This is a genomic window from Rhizobium mesosinicum (genome assembly GCF_019511345.1).
Lineage (GTDB): Bacteria > Pseudomonadota > Alphaproteobacteria > Rhizobiales > Rhizobiaceae > Rhizobium > Rhizobium mesosinicum.
Window position 1 is genome coordinate 106,458 of record NZ_JAEUAK010000007.1, and the last position, 12,151, is coordinate 118,608.

11 protein-coding genes are annotated in these 12,151 nt (G+C 58.1%); 1 reads left to right on the forward strand and 10 read right to left on the reverse strand.

Annotated elements, in window-relative coordinates; all coding sequences use genetic code 11:
- Positions 1-41: 41 nt before the first annotated feature.
- Positions 42-1,049 (reverse strand): ABC transporter substrate-binding protein, encoded by a 1,008-nt coding sequence (locus tag JNB85_RS19055; RefSeq protein ID WP_220335870.1) that lies wholly within the window; start codon positions 1,047-1,049, stop codon positions 42-44.
- A 133-nt stretch (positions 1,050-1,182) separates the two neighbouring features.
- Here JNB85_RS19055 and JNB85_RS19060 point away from each other — a divergent pair, with 133 nt between their 5' ends.
- Positions 1,183-1,911: a GntR family transcriptional regulator gene (locus tag JNB85_RS19060; RefSeq protein WP_220335871.1), complete on the forward strand. Its 729-nt coding sequence runs from the start codon at positions 1,183-1,185 to the stop codon at positions 1,909-1,911.
- Positions 1,912-2,258: 347 nt separating this feature from the next.
- On the opposite strand, the gene JNB85_RS19065 is transcribed toward JNB85_RS19060, so the two are convergent.
- The 9 genes from JNB85_RS19065 to JNB85_RS19105 form a co-directional block, all read right to left on the reverse strand.
- On the reverse strand, positions 2,259-3,338 hold the full coding sequence (locus JNB85_RS19065; RefSeq protein ID WP_220335872.1) for a Gfo/Idh/MocA family protein: 1,080 nt from the start codon (positions 3,336-3,338) through the stop codon (positions 2,259-2,261).
- 1 nt (position 3,339) lies between these two features.
- Positions 3,340-4,359, reverse strand: coding sequence for a Gfo/Idh/MocA family protein (locus JNB85_RS19070; RefSeq protein ID WP_220335873.1), 1,020 nt, complete (start codon positions 4,357-4,359; stop codon positions 3,340-3,342).
- A 50-nt stretch (positions 4,360-4,409) separates the two neighbouring features.
- Positions 4,410-5,495, reverse strand: a complete 1,086-nt coding sequence (locus tag JNB85_RS19075) for an ABC transporter ATP-binding protein (protein ID WP_220335874.1) — start codon at positions 5,493-5,495, stop codon at positions 4,410-4,412.
- A gap of 54 nt (positions 5,496-5,549) precedes the next feature.
- Complete coding sequence (locus JNB85_RS19080) at positions 5,550-6,383, reverse strand: carbohydrate ABC transporter permease (protein ID WP_223216549.1); 834 nt, start codon at positions 6,381-6,383, stop codon at positions 5,550-5,552.
- Positions 6,384-6,405: 22 nt separating this feature from the next.
- On the reverse strand, positions 6,406-7,308 hold the full coding sequence (locus tag JNB85_RS19085; protein ID WP_223216550.1) for a carbohydrate ABC transporter permease: 903 nt from the start codon (positions 7,306-7,308) through the stop codon (positions 6,406-6,408).
- 47 nt (positions 7,309-7,355) lie between these two features.
- The gene (locus JNB85_RS19090; RefSeq protein ID WP_220335877.1) at positions 7,356-8,645 is read right to left on the reverse strand and encodes an ABC transporter substrate-binding protein; all 1,290 of its coding nucleotides are present in this window, start codon (positions 8,643-8,645) and stop codon (positions 7,356-7,358) included.
- Positions 8,646-8,760: 115 nt separating this feature from the next.
- Positions 8,761-9,693: a LysR family transcriptional regulator gene (locus JNB85_RS19095; protein WP_220335878.1), complete on the reverse strand. Its 933-nt coding sequence runs from the start codon at positions 9,691-9,693 to the stop codon at positions 8,761-8,763.
- Between the two features lie 571 nt (positions 9,694-10,264).
- A complete protein-coding gene (locus JNB85_RS31270) occupies positions 10,265-10,669 on the reverse strand; it encodes a LysR substrate-binding domain-containing protein (RefSeq protein ID WP_223216551.1) in 405 nt (134 codons plus the stop codon).
- Complete coding sequence (locus tag JNB85_RS19105; protein ID WP_220335880.1) at positions 10,666-12,114, reverse strand: APC family permease; 1,449 nt, start codon at positions 12,112-12,114, stop codon at positions 10,666-10,668. Before JNB85_RS19105 ends, JNB85_RS31270 begins: the two co-directional genes overlap by 4 nt.
- Positions 12,115-12,151: the final 37 nt, after the last annotated feature.

Consider the following 12,151-nt stretch of genomic DNA (forward strand, 5'->3'; position numbering starts at 1 on the left):
GCCTGACACCGGCGCAAGGCTCGCGCCGGTGTCTTGGCGCGTCAGTTGCCGTTCAGGTCAGCCGATTCCGGTAGGAAGTAATCCGTCCAGGCACCGGGCATCGCCTTGAGCGTACCGATCTTGTGCAGATGCGTCGCGAACTTCATTGTGCCTCGTGGATCCATCCGGTAGTCTTCGATGAAGCCCGGCTCGTTGAGAATTGACATCAAATCCTCGATTGGCGTCTTGTCGCCTGAAACTGCCTTATAGGCTTCCAACGCCGCGTTTGGATCCGTCTTGATCGAATCTATGGCCTTCTTGGTCGCTTCGCGAATAGCCTTGATAAGGACGGGGTTAGCTTCGGCGAACTTGGTGGTCGTGAAGAAAGTGGCCTGAGTAAGTCCGCTGCCCAGAATCTCGCGAGAATCCGTCACACGGTGAACTCCCGTCTGCTTTAATTCGATATACTGGAAGGGCGGTGCGGAGAAGTGGCTCTTTACTTCGTGGTTCGGATTGGCGATCGCCGCGACAGCGTCGGGATGACCGAGCTGGACTGTGTTCGGGTCAAACTTCTTTACCTGGTCGTCGCCGTACTTTTTCGCGGCCGCGATTTGGAGCAGGATGGCCTGGGTGGAGACGCCAACCGTCGGGACGGCGATCTTGTCCTTGGGCGTGATGTCGTCCAGCGACTTGATGCGCGGGTCGTTGGAAACCATGATGACGGGCTGGGCGGAACTCGTGACGATGCCCTTCACCTTTCCTTTCGTGCGGTCCCACAAGAGAAGCAGGTTTCCGGTGCCGGTGTTGACCACGTCGACGTTGCCTGCAAGCAGCGCGTCGGTTTGGGCGCCGCCGCCGCTGAACGTCCGCCACTCGACCGTCACGCCCTTTACGCCAAGGGCTTCCGCTTCCTTCTCGATTAGCTTCTGCGTCTCCATCACGTGGCTGGCGAGATAGAGGATGCCCGGTTGCCTGGTGATTGAGATCGACGTTTTTTCCTGCGCGACTGCAGGAAGCGCGATGCCTACGACGGCGGCAATTGCGGCAAGACCGCTAACGAAATTGAACATTCCTCGCCTCCCAAAAATGAGTTTTCTTTGTGCGCACCTCCCTGCGCGGCGGTTGCTATTAGTACACTAAAACATCAGTGCATCAACCGGAAATTTGCGCTATGTAGATTCAAAGGATGAATCGGAGACCATTATGACGACGAAAACTGGGTTTCTCTTGCTCGACCGCTCAAGACAGGTTGCTGTGCAAGTGCATGAAATTCTCAAGGAACGGATCCTCACGGTCTCGCTCCAGCCAGGCACCGCGTTATCTCGGGCCTCGCTCATGGAAGAATTCGGAGTAAGTCAGACGCCAGTGCGGGACGCACTTTTAAGATTGCAGGAGGATGGGCTCGTCGATATTTTCCCGCAATACGCTACCCGCGTTTCTCGTATCGACGTCGACCACGCTCGGCAGGCCCAATTCCTCCGACTATCCGTTGAAGTGGAGGCCGTCCGGCGGCTGGTCAGGACGTCGCCGAAAGAAACGGCAGACGCGTTGGATCGCGTGTTGCGGCAGCAGCAGGCGGTGGCCGATCCTTCGACGTATGATCAATTCGATACGCTGGATCGTGAGTTTCACCGTGTGCTCTATGAGCGGAGCGGAAACAACCTTCTCTGGAAGGTCATCAGACAGCAGAGTGTTCACCTCGACCGGCTGCGCCGTCTCAATCTGCCAATGGAAGGCAAGATCCAGTCCTTGCTGCGTGAACACCGTGCGATCGTCGATGGCGTCCGCGAAGGAGACGAGGAAGACGCGGTCAGCGCGCTCCGGAAACATCTTTCAGGAACGCTTTCGATAATCGACGCGATCCGTGCGAAGTTTCCCACCTTCATATATGAGCCGGCGGCGGAAGCCCGTTCAAACGCCCGAGTTGGCTAGAGTGGAAGCGGCCCAACATTAAGTCTGTCGAAGTGATCGCCAACGCACCTCATGCGCCAGTTCGGCGATATCGCCCGACAGGAGTGTCACGCCGTCGGCATCCCAGGAGGCGTAGTCTCGAGGTCGACTTGCAGGTGATCCTCGCTGGCCGCGCATCAACGGCACCTTCGGCGAGATACGCAACTTTCAAAATCCGGGACAGAAGCCTATCTCGCCGGTTTTCAGGTCGGTGAGCGGTATCAACAAGGAAGGCTGACCAGACGGCAGCCTTGACCGGCCTTGGAGCAACCCATGCTGCCGAGAGGTCCGCTACCGCTTGTTTTGCTAGCGGTTGATCTCAGTTGTCTTCACTCCCCCGCCGCCTCAGGCAGCCACGAGTGATAAAGCGGGTGGTTTGCGGAAATTGGCATTGCCGTCGGCATGCCGGTGCGTTGCGAGTGATAGGCGGCAGTGACGAGTTCGAGAGAGCGGCGGGCATCTTTAAGTGTCACTGGCGGTTCAGTACCATCGACGAGTGCCTTGTGGAAAAGCTGAAATTGGCGGGTATAGCCGTCCTCCTCGTCCTTATATTCGGCAAGTGCAGCGTCGACGCGGGTCTGATGCTCTTCCGTGCCCGCGACGAAGGTCCATGGGTCACGGCCCATCGTGTAGGGTTCCAGAATGCTTTCCGCCACCAGATCGGAAAAGCAGAAGCGCAATCGTGAGATTTCCTTGCGGGAACCGAGTGTCATGGACAAAGCTGCCAGGGAGCCGTTCTCCATCTTTACCGAAAGCGTCGCTGTGTCCTCGACCTCAATTGGGTTCACCAGCGTCGTACCATGGCTGAACACTTCGGCGCAGGCGCCATGGACGTAGTTCAGCATGTCATGGGCGTGGATCGCGTGACCCAGTAACCCACCGCCGAGTTCGCTCGTCCATTTGCCGCGCCACGGAACGGCATAGTAGTCCGGCCCGCGCCACCAGTGGGTCTCGATGGTCGTGAGAAACGGCCGGCCGGCCAGGCCAAGTTCGATAAGGTACTTCAGCTTCTGCAAACCGGTGCCGTAGCGGTACTGAAAGATCGGCATCAGCAAACGGTCTGAGCCGGCTACGATCTTGATCATCGCATCAACATCGGCGATCGAGCCATAAAGCGGCTTCTCGCAGATGACATGCTTGCCGGCCTCAATGCCGCGCTTGCAGAGTTCGAAATGCGAATCCGGCGGCGTGCAGATGTCAATGATGTCGAGATCATCGCGCGCGAACAAAGTGTCCACGTCTTGGGTGTATTCGGCGATCTTATGCTCCTCGCAAAGTGCGCGCCCGCGGTCCTCGTCCAGCGAGCAAAGGACGGCGACCTCGAACAGATTAGGGTTCCACCCAAAGCCGGACAGATGCCTCGCGGCGATCCCGGCCCCAATGACGCCGACGCGTAATCTCTTGGTCATCTCAATATTCTCCCTCGGCGCCGATCCGGGCGGCATTGGCCTGTGCCTCAAGCGAAAGGCGGCAGACTTCAAAGACATGGGCCTGCGACATCGCCGTTTCGGTGCGATGGGCAACGTCGTCGACAAAGGCGCGGAAATATATGAGCTCCTCGTCGCTGCAATCGATGTAGCGGTTTTCCGTACCGTTAATGAGGAAGAGGTGATCCTTGCCGGGTCGGCCGGAAATGTCGATATACTTGCGAAGCTCGATGTAGCCTTCGGTACCTAGGATGATCAGCCGTCCGTCGCCCCACGTGCCGAGCCCGTCTGGGGTGAGCCAATCGACTCGGATATAGCCGGTTGCCTTGTCGGAACGCAAAAGAAGGTCGCCAAAATCCTGAAAGCTCGGCTTTTCCGGCATCGTGAAATTGCCGATGCTGCTGGCAACGATCTCGCCCGTTTTCGAGCCTGTATAGAACAGAAACTGGTCTATCTGGTGGGAAGCGATATCGACGATGATGCCGCCGAAGCGTTTGGGGTCGAAAAACCAATCCGGTCGTGAGGCAAGCTGAAGCTTGTGGGGGCCGGTGCCGATCGTCTGGATGACCCGGCCAATCGCCCCCTCCTGCACCAGCTTGCCCGCTTTGACCGCCGAGCGGACGCTGTGGCGTTCGGTGAAGCATATGGAAAAGATCTTTCCAGTTTCCTCTACCGTCTTGCGAACCTCCGCGAGCTGCTCAAAGGTTGTAACCCCGGGCTTGTCCAGCATCACATCCTTCCCGGCCTTCATGGCACGGGCGGCCAGGTCCGCGCGATCCGCCGGGACGGCGGAGATGCAGATGACGTCAATCTTCGGATCATCAAAGATCCGGTCGCGGTCGATCTTCGGCACGTCGGGATAATTCTTCTCCATCGCCTCGAGAACGCCGGGGGCGGTGGTTTCGGGGCAATAGCCGACAAACTCAGCGCCAGTCGCCAAAAGTCCCTTCACATGATCGAAAATATGGCCGTGGTCGAGACCGACAGCTGCAAACCTCAACATCGCTCACTCCTTATTGCAAGCCAGCCTGAACCGGCCGATGTCATGCATTGTCACACCGTTAATTCGGCGTCGTGGACGTGCTTCGACAGCGTCTTGCGACCGTCCGGGTCGAAGAAATGCGCCTTCCCCAAATCGAAGAATACTTCCACGCTGTCGGCAACCGCCGGCTGGCCTTCAAGCAAAATCGTCAGCGGCTGCCCGTCGGCGAGGCTGGCATACACGACCGTCTGCCCACCGAGGCTCTCCACAAGATCCACCGCAGCGATGCCGAGTTTGATCCTGCTGCTGCCGGCAACGATCGAGAGGTGCTCGGGTCGGATGCCAAAGGTGACGGGAGGCGTTTCGAATGACGGGCAGGGCATCGAGAGGTCGCCGATCCTAACGCCGTTCGAGGAAGCCGCGGCCGCAAGAAAATTCATCTTTGGCGAGCCGATAAAACCGGCAACGAACCGATTGCAGGGCTCGTTGTAGAGATCAAGCGGAGAGCCGACCTGCTCAATGCGCCCATTATTGAGCACAACGATCTTATGCGCCATGGTCATCGCCTCGACCTGATCGTGGGTCACGTAGATCGTGGTGTTGCCGAGCCGCTTGTGCAGCTTAGCGATCTCGACGCGCATCTGGACACGCAGCTCGGCGTCCAGGTTAGAAAGCGGCTCATCGAACAGGAAGAGTTTCGGCTCGCGCACGATTGCCCGGCCAATTGCCACGCGCTGGCGTTGACCGCCGGATAGCTGCCGTGGTTTGCGACCCAGGAGTGCCTCGATCTGAAGGATCTCAGCTGCCTCCTGGACCCGTCGCTTGATTTCCTCCTTCGGCATCTTCGCGGTCTCGAGGCCGAAGGCGAGGTTCTTATAGACCGTCATGTGAGGGTAGAGCGCATAGGATTGGAAAACCATGGCGATCCCGCGCTCGTAGGGCGCGATATGATTGACCGTTCGGCCGTCGATCATGAGGTCGCCACCAGTAATCTCCTCGAGTCCGGCGACCATTCTCAAAAGAGTCGATTTACCGGAGCCGGATGGTCCAACGAAAACAACGAACTCTCCAGGGTCGATTTGAAGATCGACGCCGTGAACCACCTGTAGCTCGCCATAGGATTTGGTAACGTTGCGCAACTCAACGGTGGATGTCATCGATCGCCTCCCGGCTGGGCTTGAGCTTAATTTTCGGGCGTGAACAAAGTCCCGTCATCGCTTCATCCCCGTTGTTGCTATCCCTTCGATAAGCAGCCGCTGAAAGAGCAAGAAGAAGGCGAAGACCGGCATCAGGGACAGCACGGACATGGCGAACAGTCCGCCGAAATTCGACACGCCGCTCGAATCCACGAAGGTCCTGAGTCCGAGCATCGCCGTGTACTGCGGCATGTCGCTCAGGTAGATGAGCGGTCCCAAAAAATCGTCCCAGGTCCAGATGAAGGTGAAGATCGAGGCGGTGGCGAGCACCGGCATCGACAGCGGCATGATCACCTTCCAGTAAACCCGCCAAGGCGAGCAGCCGTCGATCATCGCCGCCTCATCGAGTTCCTTCGGAAGGCCGCGAAAGAACTGCACCATCAGGAAGATGAAGAAGGCATCGGCGGCGAGGAATTTCGGAACAACCAGCGGCAGGAAGGTGTTGACCCAGCCAAGTTCGCGGAACAGCACATACTGCGGGATCAGGGTCACATGATAGGGGAGCATCAAAGTCATCAGCATCAGCGCGAAGCAGATCCGGCGCCCCGGAAATTCCAGCCGCGAGAATGCGAAGGCGGCAAGTGAACAGCTAAAGACGTTGCCAAGGACGCAAAGTATCGCGATCAGGAACGAATTGCTGAAGAACCGGCCGAAGCTCACCGGGAGACCGTTCCAGCCTTCGACATAGGAGTTGAGGCTAAAGGTAGACGGAATGAGGCTCGTTGAGGTGAAGATCTCGTTTTCGGGTCTGAACGAGGCCGACAGCATCCATAGCAGCGGATAAATCATTGCGATCGAGGCGCCGATGAGCAGCACGTGAGCGACACTGCCGGCAACACGCGAACGCATCGTAGCTTGGGAGAGCGAGAGCTTATTCGTCATAGTGCACCCAATAGCGGCTGGTGAGGAAGGCGAAGGCCGTAAACAGCGCTATGATGATCAGCAGCACCCAAGCCAGGGCCGAGGCATAGCCCATGCGGAAATATCCGAAGGCTTCCTGATAAAGATAAAGGGTATAGAACAGCAGCGAATTGACCGGATTGCCCGATCCGTTCGAGATGATGAAGGCAGGCGTAAAGGTCTTGAACGCATCGATCGTCTGGATGATGGCGTTGAAGAAGATGACGGGAGTGAGTAGGGGCACCGTAATGCGTGCGAACTGCCGCCAGCGCCCGGCGCCGTCGACCCGCGCCGCCTCGTAGACATCGGCCGGTATCTGCCGGAGGCCGGCGAGGAAGACGATCATCGGCGAACCGAATTGCCAGACGGCGAGGATAATCAGCGTCCATAGCGAGTAGTTGGGGTTCGAGATCCAACTCGGACCCTCGATGCCGAACTGGGCGAGGAAGTGGTTCACCAGCCCATTGCCAGCAAAAAGCTGTCGCCAGAGAACGGCAATCGCAACGCTCGCCCCGAGAAGCGAGGGTAGGTAAAACAGCGCCCGGTAAAGCGGTAGACCGCGGATGCCGCGATTGAGCAGCATGGCAACGGCGAGCGCAAAAGCGAGCTTCAGTGGCACGGAGAACAGGACATAGACAAAGGTTATCCTGACGGAAATCATAAATTTGGGGTCTGCGGTAAACATGCGCACGTAGTTGGCAGGACCAACCCAGTCGGGCGCGGTCAGAAGGTCGAAATCTGTAAAGGACAGATAAAGCGACCACAGGATCGGGCCGAGCGAAAGGCAAAGAAAACCGATCGCCCAGGGCAACAAGAAGAGGTAGGCCGCGCGCTGCGTGGAGGAATACCGCTTAGACGCTTTTGTCGGCACCATTCCCCCGCGTGGCGCGGCCGTTTCGGGCGACTTCAGAACCGTCATAATCAGCGCCGGCTCAGGAGTTCGGTTGCCTGCTGGATAAGCATCGGCCCGGCGTTCTCCGGCTTTTCCATTCCGAAGGCGACCTGCTGGCTGATAGTGGCAAGCACCGATTGGCTGACCTCGCCGGCGGCCGTCGGCGGAGAAGGAGGGATAGGACCAAGGATATCGCCCAGCCCCGACACGTATTCCAGCCCCGCACGTTCGAGCGGCGACAGCGTTGGGGCAAGGGCTTGGCGCACCGGTTCCGAACAGGGAATGCCACGTTCGGTCCCGAGAAGCTGTGCAGCTTCCAGGTCATTTACAAAGAAACTGAGGAACTGGGCGGCTTGGCTTTTCGCGGCCGACGAGTTCGCGATCGAGAAGAACATTGACGGTTTGCGGTACTGGCCACCGATTGCACCGGATGAAATCAACGGGTAGGGCGCGAGCGCCAGCGGATCCTGCATCAAGGACTGATAGGCAACCAGAAGATTTGAATTGTCCGGTTGAAGGGCGGCCTTGCCCGACACAATCATGGTCGATTCCATCGGCCCTGTTGCCAACGCGTTATCTTCGGCCGTAACGCAAACGCCGGCCTCGCGCAGCTTCGACCACAAGGTAAACCACTCTGTGGCATCGTCGGCATCGAAGGCAAGTTGACCGTCGGCGGTGTAAAGCGCCTTCTTGCGCTGACGCAGCCAGTTTTCGAGCATCTGTTCATTACCCGAAGCGTCCACGATGACGCGAATGCCGTTGGGTAGGCCCGCCTGCTTGAAGACGTCGGCATATTCATAGAGCTGGTCATAGGTGAAACCACCCACTGGCAGTTTAATGCCAGCTTTATCGAAAACTGCGGTATTGACGATGGTCGCGACGGAGTTTGCCCCGAGGCTGATGCCATAAAGCTTTCCGTTGACTTTACCTCCCTCGATTTGATCTCTATCGAAGCCAGCGAGGTTCAATTCCTTGCCGATAAAATCGTCAAGCGGCGCGATTGCGTTACGGGCGGCATATTCGGCGATATAGCGGTAGTCCATTTGCACGACGTCGGGCGCGTTGCCGCCGGCGATCTGTGTGGCGAGTTTCGTCCAGTAATCGTTCCAGGCAAGAAACTCGTTTTGAACCGTGACGCCATTTTGGTTGGTGAAAAGCTTGCTTGCCTTTCCAGTCTTGTCCGCGCGAGCTTGCCCGCCCCAGAAGATTAGGCGAAGTCTTTCTGCGGCGGCGTGAGCGATAGCTCCGTTCAGGTTGGCGGCAAGGGCTGTGAGGCCCACGATTTCCAAGAACCGGCGGCGGCCGATAGGATTGATCATATGCTCCTCCTTTATGCCGAACTCTCCTCACTCGGCACCAAAGAGATATCAATCACGAGGGCATATGAAAAATACGATTTATCCGAAGCAATATAGAATTTATCTATATCGACAATTAATCTAGTCCCATTGTCGCCAGCTTTGAGGCACCGAGAGCCTGGATTTCCTCAAGGAGGGCGGCGAGTCGAGGGTCGCGTTCGGCGCTGTGTGTGGCATAGATGCCCACCCTGGCCGGCCGCTCCGCCTGATCATCCCGCAACGTGATCTGGTGGAGCCCTTTCTCCTCCAGTTCTTTCGCGACTACGGAGGTGAACCGAAGGACCCCCTCGCTCTTCAAAATATACTCCACGCAGACCGACATGGAATTTGATGAGAAGCTATTTGGCTGCATACGAAAACGAGGATTGCCAAACGCATCTCGGTCCCGAAGGAACAACCGCTCGTAGCGTTCTTCGGGCGAACCGACGGCCACTGCAGGGTAGGCTTGAATGGCCTCAAAGGCCTGAGGCCCGTTAAGCAACGGATGCCCTTTTCGCACGAAATAACCCTGCTTCGCGCTGCCGAATGGCACGAACCGGGTGTTGAATTCCGCGGCCATGCCGGGTGTCTCATGTCCGAGAAACATTGAAATTTCGCCAGCGAGGAGCTGATCCATGCAGCGCAACTGATTACCCACGCTCACATGCACAGGCGCATCGGGATGACTACTGCGGCGCTCAAAGACCCAGTCGCGAAGGAAGAGGATCCACCAAGTATAACCGACGCCGATACTGATTGTTAGTTCGGACTGTATGCGCTGCCGATCGATCTGGTCGATGGTGTTGTCATAAAGCTTGCGCATCACGCGCGCATTTTGGAAGAGGGTCACGCCGTAAGGTGTAAGGATCGCGCCCCGGGCCGTGCGTTTGAAGAGCGTGACACCAAGACTCTCTTCAAGCTTCCTGATATTGAACGTAAGGGTTGGTTGCGTCACGCTCAGCAATTGCGCAGCGCGACTGAATGAGCCAGATTCTGCTATTGCTAAGAACTGCTGCAATATCTTGTCCATCAAGCCTCCGTCGCTGGAGCTCGCACCTGGGCTCCTCGTCCGAATTACAATTTCGCGAGTAATTCAACTAGCCTCAAATACAACCATCTGGGCCACGCGCTATATACCGCGGATCTGAACCCATTTTTGTCGGTTCCCAAGGCACCAGTGTCCCCCTCCATCAAGCCACAAATCCACCGTCTACCGTAAGCAGTCGCTGGTGGGCACGCTGTCGTGATCCCGCCGCTATCAATGCCGGGTAAACTTCCCCAAAAGTGGGGCAATCACGGTCCGATGCGGGAGCGCAAAAAATCTATTCTTCCTCTCCCTTAGATAGATCGCTTGATGATTCTTGAGGGCGTTCGGGGTGCCGCGCGCTACGAAGGCGCCCGATGGTGGCAGATTGAGAAGGGCGGATTGGTTGGAAGGTGCTTTGGCGAGCTTCGACTGTGAGCTGGAAGACGCGATCATTCATCGCTCCTCAGGCGATCGTCATTGGCCTGATCAGGTCAATCGCAGCTTTCAATGTAGGCGAGCCGCTGCTTTACTTGCGTGACGCTTTTCTCCTAAGTTGAGCCCTACTTCATGCCACCTAGGCGGACCTATGAGCGAGGTCTCCTTGCTGGCGCCCTTTGCTCAATATCCATCGATGGAATTCCCGGCCGGCGGGCTTATCAAAGGCCGCCGAGGACCACGCTACATAGTAAGGTTGCGGCATGGGAAGCCGAAGGTCGAATGGCACGATCAGACGGCCCGCTACAATATCGTCCCAGACCATCGATAATTGCGCGAGCACGACTCCTTCGCCGTAAAGTGCGGCGTCCAGAGCCGCGTTGGTGAATGAAAACACCAAGGTAGGCTCTATAAAGGGGGAGCTCTTACAGTGTACCGCTGCCCATTGTGACCACCCCGGGGATTGCCCATCACTGTCTGCCCATTCAATCTCGGCGCCGGATGGTGCGCCGGATCCAGTTGAGGTGCGTCTGCTTTCGATCAGGCCACCTGACCGGCGCCTAGGCGCCTGAAGCGCTCGGGGTCGGTCGACTTCAGGCGTGCAGCCGCGATGAAGCCGATGGCGGCGGCAATGACCACGAGACTGGGTAGCAGGATAGCGATAAAACCGCTTGCCCCGGCGATGCCGCCAAAATTGATGGTAATGTGGACGACCAGCGCCAGGAGGATGACGCCGGTGATGACCGGCAGGATCTTCGTCACAAGCACATTGCTCTCCAATCCCGGCTGATGGCTGAAAAAGGCCACGATGGAGAAGGAGGTCGACGCCATCAGGAGAATGATAGCCAGCGTGGCCACGTTCGTCAGCCACGAGAACATCGCCAGCACGGGATCCTGCCCGGTGACCACGAAGAGCGTGGTGACGAGCACGGCAATGATGGTCTGAATGACGGAACCGACATGCGGGCTCTGGAATACAGGATGGGTGACCCCGACCGGATCCGGCAGCAGCCCCTCGCGGCCGGCGACATACTTGTAGCGGGCGACGCCGTTGTGGAAGGCCAGAACCCCGGCAAACAGGCTGGTGACGAACAGGACGTTCATGATGACGACGACCCAGTGTCCGACATAGCGTTCCGCAAGGTTGAACAGAAAGCTCGTGGGATCGGCCAGGCCCTGAAGTTCAGGCACGAGCTTGTCGGCGCCCGCCCCGACGACCATCAGCCACGACGTCAACATGTAGAACAGGCCGATGATGAAGACGGAGATATAGGTTGCGCGCGGAACCGTCTTGCGCGGTTCTCGCGCTTCCTCGCTGTAGATCGTCGTGGCTTCAAAGCCGATGAAGGCGGCAAAGCAGAAGAGAACCCCGATGGCGGGAGAACCACTTAGCAGCGCGGAAGGGGTGAACGGCGTCGAAGAGAGACCGCTATCTCCGCCTTTGAGAAGAATGGCTCCATCGATGACCAGAACGACAAGATATTCCAAGATCACCAGCACGGTGAGAACCTTGGCGGAGAGATCGACCCGGCGATAGCCGAAAACGGCAACGACCGCGATGCCGACATAGGTCCAGACCCACCACGGCAGGCTAAACCCAAGCCCGACAAAGAGGCCGGCTGTGGCTGCGCCGAACAGCCCGAAGACGCCAATCTGCATGGCGTTGTAGGCAAGGATGGCGACAAGTGCCGCGGCACCGCCAATCCGTCCGCCAAGGCCCTGCGCCGTGTAGGCATAAAATGCGCCGGCGCTGCGGATGTGCCGCGCCAGGGCCACGTAGCCCGTTGCGAACAGGAACAGAATGGCGGTCACGAGCAGAAAGGTCAGCGGAATGCCGGCTCCGTTGCCGAGCAGCATCGCGAGCGGGACGCCGCCTGCGACCGCCGTCAGCGGTGCCGCCGCCGAGACCACCAGGAATGTGATCGCGCCGACGCCCAAGGTATTGCTGCGCAGCCCTTGCGAGCCGGCCGGTGATGAAGGCTCTGTCATGTTACCCCTCCGATAGGCCTCTGGGAGGCTTCGGTTT

What these genes read in the sequence shown, in the direction of transcription:
- JNB85_RS19055 (WP_220335870.1), bottom strand. Translation starts at nt 1,049, where the DNA reads ATGTTCAATTTCGTTAGCGGTCTTGCCGCAATTGCCGCCGTCGTAGGC.
- JNB85_RS19060 (WP_220335871.1), top strand. Translation starts at nt 1,183, where the DNA reads ATGACGACGAAAACTGGGTTTCTCTTGCTCGACCGCTCAAGACAGGTT.
- JNB85_RS19065 (WP_220335872.1), bottom strand. Translation starts at nt 3,338, where the DNA reads ATGACCAAGAGATTACGCGTCGGCGTCATTGGGGCCGGGATCGCCGCG.
- JNB85_RS19070 (WP_220335873.1), bottom strand. Translation starts at nt 4,359, where the DNA reads ATGTTGAGGTTTGCAGCTGTCGGTCTCGACCACGGCCATATTTTCGAT.
- JNB85_RS19075 (WP_220335874.1), bottom strand. Translation starts at nt 5,495, where the DNA reads ATGACATCCACCGTTGAGTTGCGCAACGTTACCAAATCCTATGGCGAG.
- JNB85_RS19080 (WP_223216549.1), bottom strand. Translation starts at nt 6,383, where the DNA reads ATGCGTTCGCGTGTTGCCGGCAGTGTCGCTCACGTGCTGCTCATCGGC.
- JNB85_RS19085 (WP_223216550.1), bottom strand. Translation starts at nt 7,308, where the DNA reads ATGGTGCCGACAAAAGCGTCTAAGCGGTATTCCTCCACGCAGCGCGCG.
- JNB85_RS19090 (WP_220335877.1), bottom strand. Translation starts at nt 8,645, where the DNA reads ATGATCAATCCTATCGGCCGCCGCCGGTTCTTGGAAATCGTGGGCCTC.
- JNB85_RS19095 (WP_220335878.1), bottom strand. Translation starts at nt 9,693, where the DNA reads ATGGACAAGATATTGCAGCAGTTCTTAGCAATAGCAGAATCTGGCTCA.
- JNB85_RS19105 (WP_220335880.1), bottom strand. Translation starts at nt 12,114, where the DNA reads ATGACAGAGCCTTCATCACCGGCCGGCTCGCAAGGGCTGCGCAGCAAT.